The following is a 22,334-nucleotide window of genomic DNA, read 5'->3' on the forward strand; positions in this document are numbered from 1 at the left end:
GCCCGCCGAAGTTCGCCTACTTATTCTTGTTATACCGCTCGATTGCTTCTTCGACGATCCGGCGGGCCTCTGCGGCGTCGCCCCAGTTGCCGACGCGGACCCACTTTTCGGCTTCGAGATCCTTGTAGTGGGTGAAGAAGTGCTCGATCTGCTGGAAGATGATCGAGGGCAGGTCCTTCGTCTCGCCGACGTCGGAGTAATACGGGAAGGTCGTGTCGACCGGCACGCAGATCAGCTTTTCGTCGCCGCCGTGCTCGTCTTCGAGGTTCAGCACGCCGATCGGGCGGGCGCGCACGACGCAGCCTGCAATGAAGGGCGAGCGCGCGATGACCAGCGCGTCGAGCGGGTCGCCGTCGGGCGACAGCGTGTGCGGCACGAAGCCGTAGTTCGCCGGATAACGCATCGGCGTGTGCAGGATGCGGTCGACGAACAGCGCGCCGCTTTCCTTGTCGAACTCGTACTTCACCGGCTCGCCCCCGGTCGGAACCTCGATAACGACGTTCAGGCTCTCGGGCGGATTGTCGCCGGCGGGAATTTTATCGATACGCATGTGCGGGGTCCTGTGATTTTGTTTGCGGCCCCTCTCCCGGATTTGCGGGCGCTCTAGCGCGCGTTGCGGCATTGCGGAAGGGGGCAGTTGGCCCTAATCGCGCCGACATGAGCAAGAATACACCACAGGCCATCCGCGGAACGCAGGACATTTTCGGTGTCGACGCGGAAGCCTTCGCCTTCGTCGTCGAAACCTTCGAGCGCGTGCGCAAGCTCTATCGCTTCCGCCGGGTCGAAATGCCGGTGTTCGAAAAGACCGAGGTATTCGCCCGCTCGATCGGCGAGACGACGGATATCGTGTCGAAGGAAATGTATTCCTTTGAGGACCGCGGCGGGGAATCGCTCACCCTGCGTCCCGAATTCACGGCCGGTATCGCGCGCGCATTCCTGACCAACGGCTGGCAGCAGCACGCGCCGCTGAAGGTCGCGACGCATGGCCCGCTGTTCCGCTACGAGCGCCCGCAGAAGGGCCGCTACCGCCAGTTCCACCAGATCGACGCGGAGATCATCGGCGCGGCCGAACCGCAAGCGGATGTCGAACTGCTCGCCATGGCCGACCAGATCATCCGCGAGCTCGGCATCGAGGGCGTGACGCTGCATCTCAACACGCTCGGCGATGCGGACAGCCGCGAGGCCTGGCGCGCCGCGCTGGTCGAGCATTTCCGCGCGGTGAAGGACGAGCTGTCGGAGGATTCGCAGGAGCGGCTCGAGAAGAATCCGCTGCGCATCCTCGACAGCAAGGACCGCCGCGACCGGAAGTTCGTCGCCGATGCACCCAAGATCGACCAGTTCCTGTCGGACGAGGCCAAGGCGTTCTTCGACGCCGTCACCAGCGGCCTGGATGCAGCGGGAGTCAAATGGACGCGCGCCGAAAGCCTCGTGCGCGGGCTCGACTATTATCGCCACACCGCCTTCGAATTCATTCCCGACGAGGGCAGCGACGCGGCCGGCAAGCTCGGCAGCCAGAGCACGATTCTGGGCGGCGGGCGCTATGACGGGCTGATGGAAAGCCTCGGCGGCCCGGCGACCCCGGCGGTCGGCTGGGCTGCGGGGATCGAACGCCTGGCGATGCTGGTGGGCGATATCGCCGAACCCGGGGCTGAGCTTGCCGTCATCCCGCTCGGCGGCGATGCAGAGGTGCGCGCAACCGAAGTCGCCCAGCACCTTCGCAACGAACAGTTCTCCGTCGAGGTGTTCGCGCGCGGCAATGTGAAAAAGCGCTTCAACCGGGCGGACCAGTCGGGTGCGAAAGCCGCGATCATCATCGGCGAAGACGAGCTCGCCTCGGGCAAGCTGCAGTTCAAGGATCTCGCGACGGGCGAGCAGGAAGCCGTCGAAATGGACGATCTGACCGATCGCGCATGGGACCTGCGTCTCGAGGACGATTTCGACGCGATGGACGAGCGCCTCGACAAGCTGGAAGAAGACGTCCGCTCGCTCGGAGAGCGCGATTGAGCGTCGTCCCTCCCGAACGCCTCGACCAGATCGCCAACCGCTTCGCAGAACTCGAAGCGCGCATGGCGAGCGGCACGCTAGAGGGCGACGCGTTCGTTCAGGCGAGCCGCGATTATGCCGAGCTCGAGCCGGTGGCGAAAGTCGCGGCCGAGGTGAAGGCGATGCGCGCGGAAATCCTCGAGCTGGAAGACATGCTCGCCGATCCGGAAATGAAAGCGATGGCGGAAGAGGAGCTCTCCGCAATCCGCGACCGCCTGCCCGAGGCGGAGCGCCAGCTCGCGATCGCCATGCTCCCCAAGGACAGCGCAGACAGCAAGCCCGCCATGCTCGAAATCCGCGCTGGCACTGGCGGGGACGAGGCGGCGCTGTTCGCGGGCGATCTCTACCGGATGTACGAACGCTTCGCTGCCGAACAGGGCTGGCGCGTCGAGCCGGTCAGCATGAATGCGAGCGAAGTCGGCGGTTTCAAGGAAATTGTCGCCAACGTCACCGGGCAGGGCGTGTTCGCCAAGCTCAAGTTCGAAAGCGGCGTCCACCGCGTCCAGCGCGTGCCGGTGACCGAGAGCGGGGGGCGCATCCATACCTCGGCGGCGACCGTGGCCGTGCTGCCCGAACCCGACGAGGTCGATGTGCAGATCGAGGACAAGGACCTCAAGATCGACATCTACCGCGCGAGCGGGGCAGGCGGCCAGCACGTCAACACGACCGACAGCGCAGTGCGCATCACCCACCTGCCGAGCGGTATCGTCGTCACCCAGCAGGACGAGCGCAGCCAGCACAAGAACCGCGCCAAGGCGATGCAGGTGCTGCGCGCGCGCCTCTACGAAAAGATGCGCGACGAGGCGCAGGGTGCCGAGGCCGAAGCACGCAAGGCGATGGTCGGCAGCGGCGACCGGTCCGAGCGCATCCGGACCTATAATTTCCCGCAAGGGCGCGTGACCGACCACCGCATCGGGCTGACGCTGCACAAGCTCGACGAAGTGCTCGCCGGGCCGGGGCTAACCGAACTGGTCGATGCGCTCATCGCCGAAGACGAAGCCAAGCGCCTTGCTGCGCTGAGCGAGTGACGCCGGTGGCGGATGTCGCTGCAGCCATGCGCGAAGCGACGCAGCAGCTGTCCGCCGTGTCGGACACTGCAAGGCTCGATGCCGAACTGTTGATGGCCGAAGCACTCGGGGTCTCACGCTCCGACCTGTTGCTGCGACACCAGAAGACCGAAGTCCCGGCGCGGTTCGCCGAATTCCTCGCCCGCCGCATGCGCCACGAACCGGTCGCCTATATCCTCGGGCGGCAGGAGTTCTTCGGACGCGAATTCCTGGTCACCGACGACGTGCTGATCCCGCGCAGCGATAGCGAGACCGTGGTCGAAGCGGCGCTCGAGGCCGCGCCCGGCTTCGGGCGAGCGCTCGATTGCGGCGTAGGTTCGGGCGCGCTGCTGCTCACCCTGCTGGCCGAGCGGGAGGGCAGCGAGGGTGTGGGCATCGACCGTTCGCTCGGCGCGCTATCGGTCGCAGCCGCCAATGCCGCGCGGCTCGATCTTGCCGAGCGCTGTCACATGCTGAAGCGCGACTGGCACGAGGAGGGATGGCGCGAAGGCCTCGGCACATTCGACCTCGTCATCGCGAATCCGCCCTATGTGGAAGACGATGCCGAACTGGCGCACTCGGTTCGCGGATTCGAGCCCGCCGGCGCGCTGTTTTCCGGTCCGGAGGGGCTCGACGACTACCGGGCGCTCGTGCCGCAATTGCGCTCGCTGCTCAGCGAATCGGGGATAGTCGTGCTCGAAATCGGTGCATCCCAAGGCGAATCGGTCGCTGGAATCGCTCGCGAATCCGGCTTTACGGCGGAGTTGCGCCGTGATCTCGCCGGACGGGCCCGGGCGCTGATTCTGCGATAAAGGCTTGGCAAACGCCCCGGCAGGCTCTACCTGTTTGTCAAGGCCAGCGGTTTACGGCGTGCCGGATCTCCCGACAGCGTTGTTTCCCGCCGGGTCTTAAGCTCCAACATTTGCATATGCGTCCGGGCCGGTGGGGCCTCGCGATACGGTTAGCAGATGGGGCACCGTGACCGGTAATACGCCCGGCACGGCGAGGGGTCATGCGACAGGGCTGCCAGTTAGCGAAAGCGCCCGTGTCCCAAAGGTAAGGAAGAGTATTCCTTGAACAACAATCGCAATAATCGCCGCCGTGGTCGCGGGAATCGCAACCAGGGCGGAGGCAACCAGGCCAACCGGATCGACAGCCGTGCGCGCGGTAATGCGCCCCAGCTGCTCGACAAGTACAAGAAGCTTGCCCAGGACGCGCAGCACAATGGCGACCGCGTGCAGGCCGAGTATTACCTGCAGTTTGCCGATCACTATTTCCGCGTAATCGCCGACAACAAGGCCCGCCAGGACGAAGCGCGCTCCAAGCGTGACGACGGCCGCGGCCAGTCGCAGGACGATGACGACGACAACGACGGCGACGATCGCCGCAGCGGCAAGGAGCGCGGCGAGAAGAAGGGCAAGGGCCGTTCGCGCCGCGACGATCGCGAAGCTCCCAAGCCCAAGCGCGGTGCGGAAGGCGACGATAGCGACGGTTCGGACAACCCCTTTGCAGCCGGCTCCGACGACGACGAAGCGCCCAAGAAGCGCCGCGCCCGCAAGCCGCGCGAGGCACAGGGTAATTCGGATGACAATTCCGACGATGGCGAAATCGACGCTTCGGTCCTGCCGCCGTCGATCTCGGATGCTGCCGATGAAAAGCCCAAGCGCCGCGCTTCGCCGCGCCGCCCCAAGCCGAGCGGTGACGGGGAAGCGGTCGAAGCGGTCGGCTGATCAATCGTCTTGACCCGGTAATGCTGGCTCGAAAAAGGGCTCGGATATGAACGGGTTGGCAAAAATCTTAGACTGGCTGGCAGCACACCCGCGTCTCGCGGCGATGCTGTTCGGCCTCATCGCGGCCTGCGGTTTCCCGCCGCTCCATGTCTGGCCGCTGACGTTGCTCGGTGTGGCTGGCCTCGGCTGGCTTGCATGGCGCAGTGAGAGCGCGCGCCGCACATTCGGCCTCGGCTGGCTGTTCGGCGTCGTGCATTTCACCTTCGCCAACAACTGGATCGCGACCGCCTTCACTTACCAAAGCGAAATGCCTGCCGCGCTCGGCTGGCTCGCGGTGCCGCTGCTCTCGCTCTACCTCGCGGTCTATCCCGCGCTGGCGGTCCTCGCCGCATGGCTGATTGCAGGGCGCTCGCGCAAATTCGGCGCCTTCGCGCTTGCCTTTGCAGGCGCATGGGTAGTGACCGAGTGGCTCCGCAGCTGGGTTTTCACCGGCTACGCCTGGGACCCGCTCAGCCTCGCACTACTGGGACCGTTCGACCGCCCCGGAATCGCAGCGGCCCTCCCATGGTTCGGCACCTATGCGCTGTCGGGTTTCCTCGTGCTTGTATCGGGCGGCATCGCGCTTGCCATCATGCGCCGCCGGTTCGTCGCCGTGGCGACCGCGTTCGCGGCGCTCGCGATCGGCATGTATCTGCCCGCGGGCGAGCGAGAGGAAGGCACGCTCGCGTTCACTCTTATCCAGCCCGATACGCGGCAGGACGAGCTGAACGACCCGACGAAGTTCGAAGAGCAATTCGCCCGCACGGCTATGCTTTCGCGCAAGCAGCGCGATGTCGAGCGCAGGCTGGTCCTGTGGCCCGAATCCGGCGTTCCCGACTATCTCGAAGACGGTTATCCCACGCGTTACTACGTCCGCATGACCGCCAATGCCGACCCGAAATTCGCGCGCGAGCGGATCGGGCGTGTCATCGGCGAGGATGCGGTCGTGCTGACGGGCGCGGTCGATCTCGAAATCGAGGATGACCGGGCGGTCGGTGCGCGCAACGCGGTCACCGCGATCAACTCGGCGGGCGAGATCGTCGGCAGCTACGACAAGGCGCACCTCGTGCCCTATGGCGAATACCTCGCCCTTCGCTGGCTGCTCGAACCGCTCGGCGCCTCGCGCCTGGTAGCCGGCACGATCGACTTCTGGCCCGGGCCGGGCCCCGACACGATCGAGCTCGGCGAGTGGGGCAAGGCGGGCGTGCAGATCTGCTACGAAATCGTCTTTTCGGGCCAGGTCGTGAATGCCGCGAACCGCCCCGACTACATCTTCAACCCCTCCAACGACGGCTGGTTCGGCGCCTTCGGCCCGCCGCAGCACCTCGCGCAGGCGCGCATGCGGGCGATCGAGGAAGGGCTGCCGGTCCTGCGCTCTACCACCACCGGGATCAGCGCGGTCATCGATGCCGACGGGGTGGTGCGCAGCTATATCGGCATGCACAAGGCAGCGCGGATCGACGGCTATGTCCCGCCTGCCAAACCGCCGACGCTGTTCAGCCGGCTGGGCAACTGGCTGGCAATGGGATGGGCTGCGCTGCTAATTCTCGCATCGCTTGTTGCCACGCGACGGGGAGCGCGTTAGACCTCGCAGCGGACATAAAGATTTCTTTATATGGGGTCCCATGCGCAGCGAATTCCTGTTCACTTCCGAGAGTGTTTCCGAAGGCCATCCGGACAAGGTTTCGGACCAGATTTCCGACGCCATCGTCGACCTGTTCCTGGCGAAAGACCCCGAGGCGCGCGTTGCCTGTGAAACGCTGACGACGACCCAGCGCGTGGTGCTCGCCGGTGAAATTCGCGGGCAGGGCATCATGGATACCGACGGTAACTGGGCTCCGGGCGTCGAGCAGGAAATCGAGGATACCGTGCGCAATATCGTGCGCGAGATCGGTTACGAACAGGGCGGTTTCCACTGGAAGACGCTGGTCTTCGAAAACCACCTCCACGGCCAGAGCGCGCATATCGCCAAGGGCGTCGATGCGAGCGGCAACAAGGACGAAGGCGCGGGCGACCAGGGCATCATGTTCGGCTTCGCCTGCGATGAAACGCCTGACCTGATGCCGGCGCCGATCGACTACAGCCACAAGATCCTCGCCCAGTTGGCGCAGGACCGCAAGAACGGCACCGCGCCCTTCCTCGAGCCGGACAGCAAGAGCCAGGTCACGCTGCGTTACAAGGATGGCAAGCCGGTCGCCTGCACGGCCGTCGTCGTCTCGACCCAGCATGCGCCGGGCTATGACGAGGGCGAGAAGGAAGCCGAGCTCCACGCCTATGTGAAGGGCGTCGTCGGCAATATCCTGCCCGACGGTTTCATTTCCGATGCGACCAAGTGGCACATCAACCCGACCGGCAGCTTCGAAATCGGCGGCCCCGATGGCGATGCGGGCCTCACGGGGCGCAAGATCATCGTCGACACCTATGGCGGCGCTGCGCCGCATGGCGGCGGTGCATTCAGCGGCAAGGACCCGACCAAGGTCGATCGCTCGGCTGCCTACATCACGCGCTATCTCGCCAAGAACATCGTCGCTGCCGGCCTCGCCAAGCGCTGCACGATCCAGCTGAGCTATGCCATCGGCGTGTCGCAGCCGCTGTCGCTCTATGTCGACACGCACGGTACCGGCACGGTCGACGATGCGAAGCTCGAAGAGGCGATCTCGTCGATCGAGAAGCTCGGCGGCCTGACCCCGCGCGCGATCCGCACGCACCTGGGGCTCAACAAGCCGATCTACCGCCAGAGCGCCGCCTATGGCCACTTCGGCCGCACGCCGGAAGGCGATGCCTTCCCGTGGGAGCGCACCGACCTTGTCGACGACCTGAGGGCCGCACTCGGCTGAGGATCAGTCCTTCGACTTGCCGGGAATGAAGCGCGCGACCTTCGCGCCGAGCTTCATCAGCGTGACCAGTGTCGATTTCGGCAGGCCGCGTACGTCCTCGTACCAATGCGATAGCGTGCCGATGAATTCGTGCATCCGGCCAATCCGCTCGCGGATATGGACCGGCACGTCCTGCTTCGCTTCCAGCTCTTGGGTCAGGCGGCGCAATGTCTCGATCGTCGGGTCGATCTCGCGCCGCTTTCGCTCCGAAACGATGCGGGTGAGCATCTCCCACAGATCGGTCTCGGCAGTGAAATGGTCGCGCCGGTCGCCTTCGATATGCGTGCGCCGCACGATCCCGTAGCCCTGCAGCTCTTTCACCCCGTTGGACACGTTGGAACGGGCGAGACCGAGCGTCTCGCAGATTTCCTCGGCATTGAGCGGGCGGTCGGAGAGGTACAGCAGCGCATGGATTTGCGCGACCGAGCGATTGACACCCCACTGCGTCCCCATCTCCCCCCAATGGAGGATGAATGCGCGCGCTTCGGGAATGTCGAACGGGTTCATCGTGTCACCGATTTCTGTCAAAAGAGAAATAGTCTATCGGTGCGGGGTGTCAACCAATCGGCATGACTGCAGCTGTGCGGCCACGCTTCAGCTAGGAGCGAGCAAACCCATCTGTATACCGGCCAGTCGCGCTAGCTGCGCGCAGCTTCAGCTGACGTAGTGGGCGGTCGTCTTTTCGGCGACTTCCTCTGCGCTTACGCCAGGTGCGAGTTCGATCAGCTTGAACGGGCTGTCGTGGTCCGGGCGATGGAACACGGCGAGGTCGGTCACGATCATGTCGACCACGTTCTTGCCGGTCAGCGGCAGGGTGCATTCGGGAATGAACTTGGGGCTGCCGTCCTTCGCGGTGTGTTCCATCACTACGATGATCTTCTTGACGCCCGCGACGAGGTCCATCGCACCGCCCATGCCTTTGATCATCTTGCCCGGGATCATCCAGTTGGCGATGTCGCCGTTCTCGGCCACTTCCATCGCGCCGAGCACGGTAAGGTCGATGTGCCCGCCGCGGATCATCGCGAAGCTCGCCGCGCTATCGAAATAGGCGCTGTGCGGCAGTTCGCTGATGGTCTGCTTGCCCGCATTGATCAGGTCGGCGTCGACCTCGTCGTCATAGGGAAAGGGGCCGATGCCGAGCATGCCGTTCTCGCTCTGCAGCGTGACGTGCATGCCTTCGGGAATGTGGTTCGCGACCAGCGTCGGGATGCCGATGCCGAGATTGACGTAGTAGCCGTCCTCCAGCTCTTTCGCGGCGCGGGCAGCCATTTCGTCACGGGTCCAGGGCATGTCTTACAATCCTTCCTGCAGGGGCAGAGGGGTGAGGAACCAGCCCGCGCCGACCAGCTCTTCGAGCGGCTGGGCGGTGCTGCGGTCCTTGAGATAGAAAAAGAGCTCGTCGAAATCGCCGCGCGTGTCGCCGGCGATGGCGACGAGGCAATGGGTCTCGCCGATTTCCTTGCGGCGCAACTGCTTGCGATCCTCGGCATTGCGCATCAGCAGCAGGCTGTCGTCGCCGTCCGGGTCGAGCCCGCCTGCGGCAAGCGCGCGGCGCACCTCGCCGGCGCGCACGGCGGGAAGGGTCGAAACCCAGAAGATGTCGACCTGCTGGAGGCGCAGGGCATTGAGCATCTGGCCGAGCATGCGGTTGGGCGGCGGCGAACTGGCCGGGTCGAAGGTCTGCTCGCCGGGATCGAGGTCGATCGCAACCGCGGGCGGACGGATCGAACAATCCGTGCGGTCGGGGCGCAGCAGTCCGGGCGCGCTCAGCAGTGCAGAATCGCGCTCCTGCTCGACCGGGTCGCGGCGGGCCTGGCTGTCGACATAGGAATAGAAGGCGTCGTAGGCGCGCAGGGATAGCGGTTCGGCCTGGCCTGCGGGGCGCGCCGAGGGCGACGGTGCTGCGAGGGCTGGAGCGGGGCCAGCTTCCGCAGCCAGCTCTTCGATGTCCCCGCTCGCCGCTTCGAGAGGCTGTGCGAGACCGGGCGCGGCAGCCAGTTCGACCGTTTCGGCCGCAGGCACGAGTTCCGCCTCGCCTTCCTCAACAGCAGCGACTGGGTTCTGCACCTGCGCCGCTGCTTCGGGGGCAGCCTCCGCCTCGGGCCTCTCTTCCTTGTCGCCGCGCGTGAAGAGGGCACCGCCGGCAACGACGGGGATCGCCGCCGCGACACAGCCGCCGAGCGCGAGCGTGCTCGCCGCAAGGCACAGGCCGGTGATGATGCCGCGCGAACGCATGGCCGGGCTATGCAGCCTCGCGCTCGCGGGTGGTGCGGAATTCGATCTTCTTGTCGTAGGGCGCGCCCACGATCATCCGCTGGACGTAGACGCCCGGCAAGTGGATGCAATCGGGATCGAGCGAGCCGACGGGCACGATTTCCTCAACCTCGACGACGCAGACCTTGCCGCAGGTGGCGGCGGGCAGGTTGAAGTTGCGCGCGGTCTTGCGGAACACGAGGTTGCCCGTCTCGTCCGCCTTCCACGCCTTGACGATCGACAGGTCGGCGAAGATGCCGCGTTCGAGGATGTAGTCCTCTCCATCGAAGCTCTTCACTTCCTTGCCCTCGGCAACCTTCGTGCCGACGCCGGTCTTGGTGTAGAAACCGGGAATGCCTGCGCCGCCGGCGCGCATGCGTTCGGCCAGCGTGCCCTGGGGGCAGAATTCCACCTCCAGTTCGCCGGAGAGGAACTGGCGTTCGAATTCCTTGTTCTCGCCGACGTAGGACGAGATCATCTTCTTCACCTGCTTGGTCCGCAGAAGCTTGCCGATACCCTCGTTGTCGATCCCGGCATTGTTGCTGGCGAAAGTGAGGTTCTGCACGCCGCTGTCGCGAATCGCGTCGAGCAGGCGCTCCGGGATGCCGCACAGGCCGAAACCGCCCGAGGCGATCAGCATGTCGTCGCGCAGCACGCCTTCGAGGGCGCTGGCGGCATCGGGGTAAAGCTTGTTCATATCGGCTCCCTGTGTTCGCGCCGGTCTTTAGGCCGCCGGGGCGAAGCTGTCACCCTCTTACGGCAGCCATTCCGTAGCGTTTTTCGGAGTCTATGCTGCAATGCGGCATGTGGCGAGCGGAAAATGTGGGCCACTTTAAGTCATTGTAATACCGTTATAAACTCGATTTTACACTCGAAGGCAGTTTGTTGCAAAACATGCAACACCGCTCTATCTTTTCGCACTTGCACAAAAGACAGGCCGGCAGCATATTCACTTCTGCCTTTCAGGCATCCTCTCCCAAGACTTTATAGCCCCGGTGGTTCTTCCGCCGGGGCTTTTTTCTTGCCTAAGGCGAAATTCCAAGGCGCTTCCGGCACCATCCGCGTCGTCACTCATTTGCAAGAGGCAAGGCCCGTCCCTAGCTAGGTACGAGCCAATCCGCGCTGGATGAGGGAGCCCCTGCCACATGGCCGAAGCCGAAGCCGCCGTCGAAGAGAATTCCGTTCGCTTGCAAGTCGCTGCCGCACGGCAGGAAGAAAGCGGGCAGGGGATCGTGCGCATCCCGCGCACAGCATTCCAGGCGCTCGGCATTACCGAAGGCGATACGGTCGAGATCGAAGGCAAGCGCGTTACCGCGGCGATTGCCATGGCGGCTTACGACGAGGACCAGGCGCTCGACGTCATCCGGCTCGACGGGTTGCAGCGCGGCAATGCCGAAGTCGGCTCGGGCGAGCATGTCCATGTACGCCGCGCCGAGAGCCGCCCCGCCAAGCGCGTCGTCTTCGCTCCGGCCCGCCGCGAAATGCGCCTGCAGGGACCGACGCAGGCGCTGAAGCGTAACTTCTTCCGCAAGCCGCTGCTGACCGGCGACCTCGTTGCGACGACTGGCCAGCAGCCGGTCCAGAACATGCCGCCCGAAGTGCAGCGCATGTTCAACGCGCCGGCCTATGCGCTTACGCAGATCCGTCTCTCGGTCGCCTCGACCACGCCCAAGGGCATCGTCCATATCGACGAGGATACCGAGGTCGAGCTGCGCGCCGAATACGAGGAACCGCGCGATCCGCGCGCGGGTGTCAACTACGACGACGTCGGCGGGATCGACGAGACCATCCAGCAGCTTCGCGAGATGGTCGAGCTGCCGCTGCGTTATCCCGAATTGTTCACCCGCCTCGGCGTCGACCCGCCCAAGGGCGTGCTGCTGCACGGCCCGCCCGGGACCGGCAAGACCCGCCTCGCCCAGGCCGTCGCGAACGAGAGCGATGCCGAGTTCTTCACCATCAATGGCCCGGAAATCATGGGCTCGGGCTATGGCGAGAGCGAGAAGCGGCTGCGCGAGGTGTTCGAACAGGCCACCAAGTCCGCGCCCGCGATCATATTCATCGACGAGATCGATTCCATCGCGCCCAAGCGCGACCGCGTTTCAGGCGAGGCGGAGAAGCGCCTCGTCGCCCAGCTCCTGACCCTGATGGACGGGCTGGAAGCACGCGCGAACCTCGTGGTCATTGCGGCGACCAACCGGCCGGATTCGATCGATGAGGCACTGCGCCGTCCGGGTCGTTTCGATCGCGAGATCGTGATCGGCGTTCCCGACGAGAGCGGCCGCCGCGAAATCCTCGCGATCCATACGCGCGGCATGCCGCTGGGCGACAAGGTCGATTTGCAGGAGCTCGCCAAGACGACGCATGGCTTCGTCGGCGCGGACATCGCCGCGCTCGCGCGCGAGGCGGCGATCGATGCGGTGCGCCGGATCATGCCCAAGATCGACCTCGACGAGCGCGAGGTTCCGCAGGAAGTGCTCGACGAGCTTTGCGTGACGCGGGAGGATTTCCTCTCCGCCCTCAAGCGCGTCCAGCCCTCCGCCATGCGCGAAGTCATGGTGCAGGTGCCCAATGTTTCCTGGAGCGACATCGGCGGCGTCGAGGACGCGATCGAGAAGCTCAAGGAGGGCATCGAGCTTCCATTCAAGAATGCCGAGGCCTTCCAGCGCCTGGGTATCCGCCCGGCGCAGGGCTTCCTGCTCTACGGCCCGCCCGGCACCGGCAAGACGCTGCTCGCCAAGGCAGTCGCCAAGGAAGCGGAAGCGAACTTCATCTCGATGAAGAGCTCGGACCTGCTATCCAAGTGGTACGGCGAGAGCGAACAGCAGATCGCCCGCATGTTCCGCCGCGCTCGCTCGGTCGCGCCTTGCGTCGTCTTCATCGACGAAATCGACAGCCTCGTTCCCGCACGCGGGTCGGGGCAGGGCGAGCCGCAGGTGACGGGCCGCGTGGTCAACACGATCCTTGCCGAGATGGACGGGCTGGAAGACCTCCAGTCGGTCGTCGTCATCGGCGCGACCAATCGCCCGACGCTGGTCGACCCGGCACTGCTGCGCCCGGGCCGCTTCGACGAGCTGGTCTATGTCGGCACGCCCGACAAGGCGGGCCGCGAACAGATCCTCGGCATCCATACCGCGAAGATGCCGCTGGCGGACGATGTCTCGCTGGCGGACCTCGCGGCCAAGACCGAGCGCTATACCGGCGCGGACCTCGAAGACGTCGTGCGCCGTGCCGGCCTCAACGCACTGCACCGCGCGGGCGGGGACGTGCAGAACGTCAATGCGGCGGACTTCAAGGAAGCGCTCGACGACAGCCGTCCGACCGTGACGAGCCAGATGGAAAGCGAGTATCGCAAGATGCGCGGCGAGCTGAAGAAGCGTGCGGCGCAGGTCCAGCCGATCGGCTTCATCCACGAAGGCATGGTCGAACCCGTCCGCGACCGCAAACACGGCAGCGACGGCGATCAGGCGACCCCGATCGAGTAAGTCCTAGGGTTCGCCGGCCTTCTCGTGGCCGCGCGGCACTTCGAGCCGGTGGCGGATCAGCGCATCCGGCTGGTTTTCGCGCAGCCACTTGAGCATGTGTTCGCGCGTGTCGCAGCGCAGCTGCCACAGGTCGCCGATCGTGCCCGAGCTCATCGACAGGCGCAGCTCGACGCTTTCGGGATAGGCTTCCGTCATCAGCAGCGCGATATTGCGGCCGTCGAAAAGCTCGTGGCCTTTGACGAACCGCTCGAACTCGGCGCGGATCGGGTCGATATCGGCAATCGGGTCGAGGTGGAGGAAGACCGGGCCGGTCAGCTTCTCGCTGACGCGCGACCAGTTCTCGAAGCTGTTGTCGAGGAAACGGCTTGTCGGCACGACCAGCACGCGCTCGTCCCAGGTGCGCACGGTGACGAAGCTCATGCGGATTTCCTCCACGCGTCCCGCTTCCCCGTCGACCTTGACGAGATCGCCGAGACGCAATGGCTGGGTCAGCGCCATCTGGAGGCCGGCAATCAGGCTCTTGAGCGCAGGCTGCGCCGCGGCACCGACGGCGAGGGCGGCGAGACCGGCCGATGCCATCAGCGTCACGCCGATATCGCGAACGCCGGGGATATTGAGCATGACGAGCGCGATGGTGATGATGATCACCGCGACCTTCGCCGTGCGGGTCAGGATCGCGATGCGCGTGCTGTGCGATCGCACTGCGACCGGGTCGTAGCGGCTCTCCGCATCCTCGCGCAGCCCGATGCCGAGCGCGCTGATGAAGGAATAGACCACCCAGCCGAGCAGCACCGGCGTCAGCCATTTGGCCGCAAGGTCCCAGCCGGCACCGACCAGCGCATCGGCATGGGCCGCGATCGAAAGCGCGAAACCGATCATCGCCCAGCGCATGGGCTTGCGCATGGTGCGGATGATCGCATCGTCGAGCTTGTAGCTCGTGCGTGCGGCGACCTTGCGAAGAACCGTGAACAGCACCCAGTGGATCGCCAGCGCGATCGTGATCGGAACCGCAAGGCCGATCGCGGTCACGATCAGGTGTTCGGTATCGAGCGTCCAGCCGCTGAGGCGTAATCTATCAAGCATTGCGGCGGACCTATGGGGCCTTGCCCGTCAATTCAACCCGTTGCGGTTCCTGGGCAGCGCCGGTCAATGCGCTGCATCCCAGCTCTTGCCGGTGCCGATTTCGATCCCGAGCGGGACATCGAGCTTCACCGCGGGCTGCGCGGCTTCGGCCATCACCTTCTCGATGATCGGCGAGGCAGCTTCGACATCGCCTTCGGGCAGTTCGAACACGAGTTCGTCGTGCACCTGCAGCAGCATGCGCACATGGCCGAGGCCGGCTTCCTCCAGCGCGGGCATCATGCGGGCCATGGCGCGCTTGATGATATCGGCGCTGGTACCCTGGATCGGTGCATTGATCGCCGCGCGCTCGCTACCCTGCCGTTCGGCCTGGTTCTTCGAGTTGATCCGCGGGAACCACGTCTTGCGGCCGAACAGCGTTTCCGAATAGCCGCGCTCGCGCACGGTCTCGAGCGTTTCGGCGATGTAGCGCTGGATGCCGGGGAAACGTTCGAAATAGCGGTCGATCATCGCCTGCGCCTCGTCGGGCTCGACGCCGAGGCGACCGGCGAGGCCCCAGCGGCTGATGCCGTAGAGTATCGCGAAGTTGATGGTCTTGGCCTGCGCACGCGTGTCGCGCGTGACCTCGCCATACATTTCTTTCGCCGTGCGGGCGTGGATGTCCTCGCCGTTCGCGAAGGCATCCTTCAGCGTGTCGACATCGGCCATGTGCGCGGCCAGCCGAAGCTCGATCTGCGAATAGTCGGCCGCGAGCAGGACATTGCCGTCCTCCGGCACGAATGCTTCGCGGATCTGGCGGCCGATCGGGGTGCGGATCGGGATGTTCTGCAGGTTGGGGTCGGTCGAGGACAGGCGCCCGGTCTGCGCGCCGACCAGCGAATAGCTCGTGTGGACGCGGCCCGTCGCGGGATTGATCGCGGCTTGCAATGCATCGGTGTAGGTCGACTTCAGCTTCGAGAGCTGGCGCCATTCGAGCACCTTGTCGGCAATCTCCGCACCTTCGCCCGACAGGCGCTCGAGCACTGCCTGGTCGGTCGAATACTGGCCGCTCTTGCCCTTGCGCCCGCCCTTGTAGCCGAGCTTGTCGAACAGGATATCGCCCAGCTGCTTGGGACTGCCGATGGTGAATTCCTCGCCCGCGATCTCGTGGATCTGCTTTTCGAGCCTGCCGGTCTCGGTCGCGAATTCTTCCGACAGCTTGGCGAGGCGCGCGCGGTCGACCTTGATGCCGTGGCGCTCCATCTGGGCGACAACGGGAATGAGCGGGCGGTCGACCCGCTCGTAGACCTTCGTGCCGCCCTCGATCGCGAGGCGCGGCTTCAAATGCGCGTGGAGGCGCCAGGTGACGTCCGCATCCTCGGCAGCATATTCGGTCGCCTTGCCGAGCGGCACTTCGCCGAAGGGGATCTGCTTCTTGCCCGTGCCGCACACGTCCTTGAAGGCGAGCGGCGTGTGTCCCAGGTGGCGCTGCGACAGCTCGTCCATCCCGTGTCCGCCGCCGATACCGTCCTGTCCGCGGCCCGCATCGAGCGCGAAGCTGATGATCATCGTGTCGTCGATCGGCGACACTTCGACCCCGTAGCGCGCAAGCACGTTGAGGTCGTACTTCCCGTTCTGGAAGACTTTCAGCACGGCATCGCTCGCGAGCAGCGGCTTCAGCGCCTCGAGCGCTTCGTCGCGGTCGATCTGTTCGGGCTTTTCGTCGAACATGTCGGTCCCGCCATGGGCGAGCGGGATGTAGCAGGCCTCGCCCGCGCCGGTAGCAAGCGAGATGCCGACAAGGTCGGCCTGCATTGCATCGAGCGCGCTGGTTTCCGTGTCGACCGCGACGAGCCGGGCGGCGAAGGCCTTCTCGATCCATGCGTCGAGCGCCTCGCGGGTCTGTACGCAGTCGTACCCGGTGCGGTCGACCGGAGGAAATTCGGGCAGCGGCTGGCGGTTGCCCTGGCTCGTCCCCTCGGCCGCCTTGGTCTGGGCCTTTTCGGGATTGAGGTTGTTCGGCCGGTCGGGGCTGCCGGTCCCGGCATCGAGCCGGCGCAGCAGGCTGGTGAAGCCGTGCTTTTCGAGGAAGGCTGCCAGCGGCTCGGGCGGCACGCCGTCGAGCTTGAAGTCGTCGAGCGGCTCGGGGAGCTCGCAGTCCTCCTTCAGCGTCACCAGCACGCGGCTGAGTTCCGCATCGCCGCGGTGCTCGAGCAGGCGCTCTTTCAGCTTGGACTTCTTCATGCCCTCGGCAGCATCGAGCGCGGCGGTCAGGTTGCCATGCTCGGCAATGAGCTTGGAAGCGGTCTTGGGGCCGATGCCGAAGATACCGGGGATGTTGTCGACCGAATCTCCCATCAGCGCGAGGACGTCGCCGACCAGTTCGGGCGGCACGCCGAACTTCTCCTGCACTTCTTCGATATAGATGCGCTGGCTCTTCATCGTGTCGAGCATGTCGATCCGCGCGCCGTTCTCCTCCCCGACCAGCTGCATCAGGTCCTTGTCGGACGAGACGATGGTCACGTCCCAGCCTTCGCGCTGCGCTGCGCGGGCGTAGGATGCGATGAGGTCGTCGGCTTCCAGCCCCTGTTCCTCGATGCAGGGCAGGCTGAAGGCGCGCGTCGCATCGCGGATCAGCGGGAATTGCGGGCGCAGGTCTTCGGGCGGTTCGGGCCGGTTGGCCTTGTACTCGGGATAGATCTCGTTGCGGAAGCTGGTCGAATCCTTGTCGAGGATGACCGCGAGGTGGGTCGGCCCCTCCGCCTTGTCGAGATCGTCCGCCAACTTCCACAGCATGGTGGTGTAGCCATAGACCGCGCCGACCGGCGTGCCCTCGGGGTCGGTGAGCGGGGGCAGGCGGTGATAGGCCCGGAAAATATAGGACGATCCGTCGACCAGGTAGAGATGGTTCTTGTCAGCCATGATCGCGGCGGTAGCATGCTCGCCAGCGCCGGTCATTCGCTATCGTCTGGAAGTTGTTGACGAGGCTGGAGCCCGCAGAATTCCGCGATTTCGTCGAAAATAAGGCGAGAAAAAGGCAAATTGTGGCGAAAGTGCTTGCATCGTCACAATCTCGCCATTATTGATTCGCTCCAGAAGCCATCCACTAATGGGGGGTTTCGGCAGGTACCCAGCACGGGGCTTGCTTCAATCACTCGCTGTTTAAGGGAATTGAACCTATGCGTAAGATCGTTCTTGCTGCCGCTGCTGGCGCTGCTGCTCTCTCGCTCGCTGCTTGCTCGGAAGGCACCGAAGACGCTGCTGAAGCTACCGCTGAGTCGGCTATGGCTGACGCTGAGTCGGTTGCTGACGAAGCTGCTGCTACCGCTGAAGAAGGCGCTGAAGCTGTTGCTGACGCTGCTGACGAAGCTGCTACCGAAGCTGAAGCTGCTGTCGAAGGCGAAACCGAAGCTGAAGCTGCTGCTGACTAATAGCGCGCTTTACTTCGTAGAAGAGGGCGGTGCCGCAAGGCGCCGCCCTTTTTCTTTGTCCAACGTAGATGTGGGGGGCGAAGCGCCCGTTTCTCAGCCGCCGTTGCCGAACGGGGCGTTGGCGTAATTGCGGCTCGGCTTGTTGACGTAGCCGTCATACAGCGCGCTGGCGATTTCCGCGATGCGCGCTTCCCGGTTCAGACGCGTCCCCTGGCCGGTGACGTAGATCGCAACGGCGATCGCGCGGCCATCGGGCGACTGGATAATGCCGATGTCGCTCGAAGTGTTGTTGAGCGAGCCGGTCTTGTGCGCGACGTTCGCGCTTGCCGGCAGCAGGGCCGGGATACGGCGCTTGCCGGTCACGCAGCGCTCCATCGCGCCGAGGATGACGCGGCGGCTCGAAGCCGAGAGGAACTTGCCCTGGTAGAGGCCGGTAAGCAGCTCGACCATCGCCTTGGGCGTCGCGCTGTCGCGCTTGTCGATGAACGTCGCCGGATCGTATTCGCCGTCGTCGCGCACCAGCGTGGCGATGTCGCGGGTGAGCTGGAACTCGCCGATGCCATTGCGGCGCATCCAGTCGTTCACGGCCGACGGGCCGCCCACGACATCGAGCAATGCGTCGGTCGCCGGGTTGCTCGAGCGGGTGATCATCAGCTCGATCAGTTCTTCGGCCGGAAGGTACTTGCCGCGGCGCACCGGGGCGCGGTCGGATGAATATTTCGCCGAGCGGACCGGGATCAGCAGCGGGAATTCGCTCGACAGGCTCCAACGGCCCTGCTCGACCCCTTCCATGAAGGTCGCGGCGATCGCGATCTTGCTCGTGCTTGCCATCGGGAAACGCTGGTCGCCGAGGATCGAAATTTCCTCGCCCGTCGCGAGATCGACCGCGGCGACGCCGATCCGGCCCTTGTCGCCATCGGCCAGCATCGCGATGCGCTTTTCGAAGCCGGTTTCGTAGACCGCTTCGTAGCTTTGCGGAGTGCGCGCCTCGGTTCCGAGGATCCGGTCGAAGGCTGCGTTGAGCTGGGCCTGGTCCTGCGCTGCTGCCTGCGTCGGCAGGAGCGCCGCTGCGCCAAGCGCGGCGGCCGCGCCCAGGCTGGAGAGCCAGTTCAGTCCCTTTTTCATTCGACAACCCATATCAGTTTTGTGGTTGGCGAAAGCTTAACGGGCGCGCTTTCCCTCCAGCAAGCAATTTCGCGACGAAAAGTGTCGCGTTGGCGACCAAATCGTTCTTCAGGCTTCGCTGATGGCCTTTTCGACGCGCTGAATCGGTTCGCCGGTCAGCGTCTTGTCGATTTCGCCCGCAAGGCGCTTCTCGAGTTCGGAATGGTAATGATGCCGCATTTCGCCCAGCGTCTTGGGGTCGGCAATGATCAGTAGGTCATCGATCTCGCCACTGATGCACTTGCTGTTGAGGCATTCCGCTGCAGCAGCGCCGTGCGCTAGTTCGTCGAGCTGCGTCGAGCCGTACTTCTGTCCGATCTCGTCCTGGTGCCTTACGCCGGCACTGAAATTCGTGGCCGTGAGGTCCGGCTTTTCCAGTTCGGTCAGCTTCGGTTCGAAGATCTGGCCGTCGTTGCGATAGAGGGTGAAGTTTTCTCCATCGATAAGGGCGACATGGGCCTTGTGCGGCAGTTTCATGGGGTTTCCTCCTTTGTCTGCCTTACCAACGAACGAATATGACATTCGTTGCCGCTTGTGCGCAACTTCGCGTGATGCAATGCTCGCGCCCATGGGAGGAACGACAATGACGCCCGATCGCCTGCGCGACGGGCTCGCCGGAGTAACGAAGCGGGCCGGACTGGGGCCACCGGGCGAGCCGCGCAGGCTGACCGGCGGGGCGACCATGGAAAGCTGGCGTTTCTCGGCGGGCGGTGAGGATTTCGTCCTCCGCCGCGCGCCAAGCCTCGAGTTCATGGAGGGCCGCCCGTTCGGCCACGATAGCGAGGCTGCGATCATCGAAGCAGCGCGCAAGGCAGGGGCGACCGCGCCCGAGGTCGTCGCGAGCCTCGAACCGGCAGACGGTCTCGGCAGCGGGTTCATCATGCGCGCTCTGCCCGGCACGCCCGACCCGCGCGCCATCCTGGCGATGGATACACCCGATCTCCTGCTGGCGGATGTCGCGCGCGATCTTGCGCGTATTCACGGGCTGAAGCGCGAAGAGCTGCCAGGCGACGTTCCGGAGATGGATTATGCGGAAGGCGTTGCAGGCCTGCGCCAACAGTTCGAGGAAGCGGGCGCGGACCGGCCGATCATCGCGCTCGGCCTGAAATGGCTGGAAGACAACCTGCCCGAACGGGTTGAGCCGGTGCTCAACCACGGCGACTACCGCCTCGGCAACATCCTTGCCGAAGACGGGCGGCTGACCGGCGTGCTCGACTGGGAACTGGCGCATTTCGGCGACCGGCACGAGGACATCGCTTTCGGCTGCATGACCGTGTGGCGCTTCGCCCGCATCGACCGGCCCGCGCTGGGCCTCGGCTCGCTGGAGGATTACTTCTCAGCCTACGAAGCGGAGAGCGGGGTGGCGGTGGACCGCGACCGGTTCCGTTTCTGGCTGGTCTATCGCACCGTCTGGTGGGCGCTCGGCTGCATCCGCATGGCCGATTTCTGGCGCCGCGGCGAGGATCGCATGCTCGAACGCGTGGTCATTTCGCGCCGGACGAGCGAGAACGAACTCGACCTTCTCCTGTTGCTCGACGACGATCTGCATCCGGGCATCGTCGACAAGGAACGCATCCCGGCCGGCGAAATCGATCGCGGCGAGGCCAACACGGCCGAGATTGCCGAAGCGATTTCCGAGTGGCTCGCCACCATCAAGGACAAGATGGAAGGGCACGACCGCTTCCAGCTGGCGGTCGCCCGCAATGCGCTCGGCATGATTTCGCGCGAGCATCGCATCCTGCCGCGCAGCACCGATCGCGAACTCGCCGACGATTTCCTGTCGGGGCGGCGGCAGATGGGCAGCGATCCCGCGATTGCACGCCTGCGCCGCGATGCGCTCGACAAGCTGGAAGCCGACGTACCGAAATACCCCGCGCTCGCCGTGGCGAGGAAGAAATGGGCCAAAGAAGAGATTAAGGCAGAGGACTGACCGATGGACTTCAATATCCCGCAAGAACTGGAAGACTACTACGCCGAACTGGTTCGCTTCATCGAGAGCGAGATCGAACCGCTCGAACAGCAGGACGACAACATCCGGTTCTTCGACCACCGGCGCGAATGGGCGCGGACCAATTTCGAGGAAGGCGGGCTGCCGCGCCACGATTGGGAGGAGCTGCTGCGCGAAGCACGCAAGCGGGCCGATGCCGCCGGACACTGGCGGTTCTCCGCGCCGAAGAAATATGGCGGCAAGGATGGCTCCAACCTCTGGATGGCGGTGATCCGCGACCGCTTCGCCCGGCGCGGGCTGGGGCTGCACAATGACTTGCAGAACGAGCACAGCATCGTCGGCAACTTCCCCTTCGTCGCCATGTTCGAAACCTTCGGCACGGAAGAGCAGAAGCAGGAATTCATCCTCGGCGGATTCGAGGGGACGCGCCGCGTCGCTTTCGGACTGACCGAGCCCGACCACGGCTCCGACGCGACCCACATGGAAACGAAAGCGGTCCGCGAAACCCGCGACGGGGTCGAGGGCTGGCGGATCGACGGCGAGAAGATGTGGATCACCGGCATGCATGTCGCGACGCACTGCGCCATGTTCGCCCGCACGAGCGGCGAGGATGGCGATGCGCGCGGGATCACCTGCTTCCTCGTTCCCAACCCGACCGAAGGATTGGAGATCGAGGAGTGGCTGTGGACCTTCAACATGCCGACCGATCACCCGCGCCTCAGCGTCAACAACGTCTGGGTTCCGGACAGCGCGATCCTCGGGCGTGAGGGCTACGGGCTCGCGCTGGCGCAGAGCTTCGTCCACCAGAACCGCATCCGGCAGGCGGCATCGAGCCTCGGCGCGGCGCAGTTCTGCGTCGACGAAAGCGTGAACTATGCGCGCGAGCGCAAGCCGTTCGGCGAGGAGCTGGCGAAGAACCAGGCGATCCAGTTCCCGCTTGTCGAGCTGGCGACCCAGTGCGAAATGCTGCGCCTGCTGATCTACAAGACCGCGTGGGAGATGGACAACATGCCGCATGAGGAGATCGAGAAGACGATCTCCGACAAGGTCAGCATGTGCAATTACTGGGCGAACCGGCTGGTCTGTCAGGCGGCCGATCGCGCGATGCAGGTGCATGGCGGCATCGGCTATTCACGCCACAAGCCGTTCGAGCACATCTATCGCCACCACCGCCGCTACCGGATCACCGAAGGCGCGGAAGAGATCCAGATGCGCAAGGTCGCGGCCTACCTCTTCGGCTATCTCGGCCCGAACCGGCGCTAG

Annotated in this window: 19 protein-coding genes; 10 read left to right on the plus strand and 9 right to left on the minus strand. The window is 64.9% G+C overall.

The window, feature by feature from the left end:
• Positions 1-16 precede the first annotated feature (16 nt).
• Positions 17-550 (minus strand): inorganic diphosphatase, encoded by a 534-nt coding sequence (gene ppa / locus EO245_RS03625; RefSeq protein ID WP_128891651.1) that lies wholly within the window; start codon positions 548-550, stop codon positions 17-19.
• A gap of 107 nt (positions 551-657) precedes the next feature.
• On the opposite strand from ppa, the gene hisS reads away from it, so the two are divergent.
• The 6 genes from hisS (at position 658) to metK (ending at position 7,695) form a co-directional block, all read left to right on the plus strand.
• Positions 658-2,004 (plus strand): histidine--tRNA ligase, encoded by a 1,347-nt coding sequence (gene hisS / locus EO245_RS03630; RefSeq protein WP_234026949.1) that lies wholly within the window; start codon positions 658-660, stop codon positions 2,002-2,004.
• Positions 2,001-3,071, plus strand: a complete 1,071-nt coding sequence (prfA, locus tag EO245_RS03635) for a peptide chain release factor 1 (protein ID WP_128891652.1) — start codon at positions 2,001-2,003, stop codon at positions 3,069-3,071. The genes hisS and prfA overlap by 4 nt, the downstream gene beginning before the upstream one ends.
• A 26-nt stretch (positions 3,072-3,097) precedes the next feature.
• Entirely contained in the window at positions 3,098-3,901 is an 804-nt protein-coding gene (prmC, locus tag EO245_RS03640; protein WP_128893448.1) for a peptide chain release factor N(5)-glutamine methyltransferase, read from the plus strand.
• Positions 3,902-4,162: 261 nt separating this feature from the next.
• Positions 4,163-4,819 (plus strand): DUF4167 domain-containing protein, encoded by a 657-nt coding sequence (locus EO245_RS03645; RefSeq protein ID WP_128891653.1) that lies wholly within the window; start codon positions 4,163-4,165, stop codon positions 4,817-4,819.
• A gap of 46 nt (positions 4,820-4,865) precedes the next feature.
• Positions 4,866-6,443: an apolipoprotein N-acyltransferase gene (gene lnt / locus EO245_RS03650; protein ID WP_128891654.1), complete on the plus strand. Its 1,578-nt coding sequence runs from the start codon at positions 4,866-4,868 to the stop codon at positions 6,441-6,443.
• Between the two features lie 40 nt (positions 6,444-6,483).
• Positions 6,484-7,695 (plus strand): methionine adenosyltransferase, encoded by a 1,212-nt coding sequence (gene metK, locus EO245_RS03655; protein WP_128891655.1) that lies wholly within the window; start codon positions 6,484-6,486, stop codon positions 7,693-7,695.
• A gap of 3 nt (positions 7,696-7,698) precedes the next feature.
• On the opposite strand, the gene EO245_RS03660 is transcribed toward metK, so the two are convergent.
• The 4 genes from EO245_RS03660 to EO245_RS03675 all read right to left on the minus strand — a co-directional run bounded on the left by EO245_RS03660 (position 7,699) and on the right by EO245_RS03675 (position 10,684).
• A complete protein-coding gene (locus tag EO245_RS03660; protein ID WP_234026950.1) occupies positions 7,699-8,262 on the minus strand; it encodes a GbsR/MarR family transcriptional regulator in 564 nt (187 codons plus the stop codon).
• Positions 8,263-8,388: 126 nt separating this feature from the next.
• Positions 8,389-9,024, minus strand: coding sequence for a CoA transferase subunit B (locus EO245_RS03665; RefSeq protein ID WP_128891656.1), 636 nt, complete (start codon positions 9,022-9,024; stop codon positions 8,389-8,391).
• Between the two features lie 3 nt (positions 9,025-9,027).
• Positions 9,028-9,969 (minus strand): hypothetical protein, encoded by a 942-nt coding sequence (locus EO245_RS03670; RefSeq protein ID WP_128891657.1) that lies wholly within the window; start codon positions 9,967-9,969, stop codon positions 9,028-9,030.
• Between the two features lie 7 nt (positions 9,970-9,976).
• Positions 9,977-10,684 (minus strand): CoA transferase subunit A, encoded by a 708-nt coding sequence (locus EO245_RS03675; protein ID WP_128891658.1) that lies wholly within the window; start codon positions 10,682-10,684, stop codon positions 9,977-9,979.
• 448 nt (positions 10,685-11,132) lie between these two features.
• Here EO245_RS03675 and EO245_RS03680 point away from each other — a divergent pair, with 448 nt between their 5' ends.
• Positions 11,133-13,469 carry a CDC48 family AAA ATPase gene (locus EO245_RS03680; RefSeq protein WP_128891659.1) on the plus strand — a complete coding sequence of 779 codons (2,337 nt, stop codon included), beginning with the start codon at positions 11,133-11,135 and terminating at the stop codon, positions 13,467-13,469.
• A gap of 3 nt (positions 13,470-13,472) precedes the next feature.
• On the opposite strand, the gene EO245_RS03685 is transcribed toward EO245_RS03680, so the two are convergent.
• Both EO245_RS03685 and polA read right to left on the minus strand, forming a co-directional pair.
• A complete protein-coding gene (locus EO245_RS03685) occupies positions 13,473-14,552 on the minus strand; it encodes a mechanosensitive ion channel family protein (RefSeq protein ID WP_128891660.1) in 1,080 nt (359 codons plus the stop codon).
• A gap of 63 nt (positions 14,553-14,615) precedes the next feature.
• Complete coding sequence (gene polA, locus EO245_RS03690; protein WP_128891661.1) at positions 14,616-17,450, minus strand: DNA polymerase I; 2,835 nt, start codon at positions 17,448-17,450, stop codon at positions 14,616-14,618.
• Between the two features lie 273 nt (positions 17,451-17,723).
• Between polA and EO245_RS03695 the strand changes: the two genes are divergently transcribed.
• Positions 17,724-18,086, plus strand: coding sequence for a hypothetical protein (locus EO245_RS03695; RefSeq protein ID WP_164931254.1), 363 nt, complete (start codon positions 17,724-17,726; stop codon positions 18,084-18,086).
• On the opposite strand, the gene EO245_RS03700 is transcribed toward EO245_RS03695, so the two are convergent.
• Together EO245_RS03700 and EO245_RS03705 are read right to left on the minus strand one after the other, a co-directional pair.
• On the minus strand, positions 18,053-19,084 hold the full coding sequence (locus EO245_RS03700) for a serine hydrolase (protein WP_128891663.1): 1,032 nt from the start codon (positions 19,082-19,084) through the stop codon (positions 18,053-18,055). The genes EO245_RS03695 and EO245_RS03700 overlap by 34 nt on opposite strands.
• A 108-nt stretch (positions 19,085-19,192) precedes the next feature.
• Entirely contained in the window at positions 19,193-19,600 is a 408-nt protein-coding gene (locus EO245_RS03705; protein ID WP_128891664.1) for a host attachment protein, read from the minus strand.
• A gap of 91 nt (positions 19,601-19,691) precedes the next feature.
• Here EO245_RS03705 and EO245_RS03710 point away from each other — a divergent pair, with 91 nt between their 5' ends.
• On the plus strand, positions 19,692-21,053 hold the full coding sequence (locus tag EO245_RS03710) for a phosphotransferase (protein WP_128891665.1): 1,362 nt from the start codon (positions 19,692-19,694) through the stop codon (positions 21,051-21,053).
• A 3-nt stretch (positions 21,054-21,056) separates the two neighbouring features.
• Entirely contained in the window at positions 21,057-22,334 is a 1,278-nt protein-coding gene (locus tag EO245_RS03715; RefSeq protein ID WP_128891666.1) for an acyl-CoA dehydrogenase family protein, read from the plus strand.

Origin of the sequence: Erythrobacter sp. HKB08 (genome assembly GCF_004114695.1) — a bacterium.
Lineage (GTDB): Bacteria > Pseudomonadota > Alphaproteobacteria > Sphingomonadales > Sphingomonadaceae > Parerythrobacter_A.

What these genes read in the sequence shown, in the direction of transcription:
- EO245_RS03675 (WP_128891658.1), bottom strand. Translation starts at nt 10,684, where the DNA reads ATGAACAAGCTTTACCCCGATGCCGCCAGCGCCCTCGAAGGCGTGCTG.
- EO245_RS03685 (WP_128891660.1), bottom strand. Translation starts at nt 14,552, where the DNA reads ATGCTTGATAGATTACGCCTCAGCGGCTGGACGCTCGATACCGAACAC.
- EO245_RS03710 (WP_128891665.1), top strand. Translation starts at nt 19,692, where the DNA reads ATGGGAGGAACGACAATGACGCCCGATCGCCTGCGCGACGGGCTCGCC.
- hisS (WP_234026949.1), top strand. Translation starts at nt 658, where the DNA reads ATGAGCAAGAATACACCACAGGCCATCCGCGGAACGCAGGACATTTTC.
- EO245_RS03715 (WP_128891666.1), top strand. Translation starts at nt 21,057, where the DNA reads ATGGACTTCAATATCCCGCAAGAACTGGAAGACTACTACGCCGAACTG.
- polA (WP_128891661.1), bottom strand. Translation starts at nt 17,450, where the DNA reads ATGGCTGACAAGAACCATCTCTACCTGGTCGACGGATCGTCCTATATT.
- EO245_RS03680 (WP_128891659.1), top strand. Translation starts at nt 11,133, where the DNA reads ATGGCCGAAGCCGAAGCCGCCGTCGAAGAGAATTCCGTTCGCTTGCAA.
- prmC (WP_128893448.1), top strand. Translation starts at nt 3,098, where the DNA reads ATGCGCGAAGCGACGCAGCAGCTGTCCGCCGTGTCGGACACTGCAAGG.
- EO245_RS03670 (WP_128891657.1), bottom strand. Translation starts at nt 9,969, where the DNA reads ATGCGTTCGCGCGGCATCATCACCGGCCTGTGCCTTGCGGCGAGCACG.
- lnt (WP_128891654.1), top strand. Translation starts at nt 4,866, where the DNA reads ATGAACGGGTTGGCAAAAATCTTAGACTGGCTGGCAGCACACCCGCGT.
- EO245_RS03665 (WP_128891656.1), bottom strand. Translation starts at nt 9,024, where the DNA reads ATGCCCTGGACCCGTGACGAAATGGCTGCCCGCGCCGCGAAAGAGCTG.
- EO245_RS03700 (WP_128891663.1), bottom strand. Translation starts at nt 19,084, where the DNA reads ATGAAAAAGGGACTGAACTGGCTCTCCAGCCTGGGCGCGGCCGCCGCG.
- metK (WP_128891655.1), top strand. Translation starts at nt 6,484, where the DNA reads ATGCGCAGCGAATTCCTGTTCACTTCCGAGAGTGTTTCCGAAGGCCAT.
- ppa (WP_128891651.1), bottom strand. Translation starts at nt 550, where the DNA reads ATGCGTATCGATAAAATTCCCGCCGGCGACAATCCGCCCGAGAGCCTG.
- EO245_RS03705 (WP_128891664.1), bottom strand. Translation starts at nt 19,600, where the DNA reads ATGAAACTGCCGCACAAGGCCCATGTCGCCCTTATCGATGGAGAAAAC.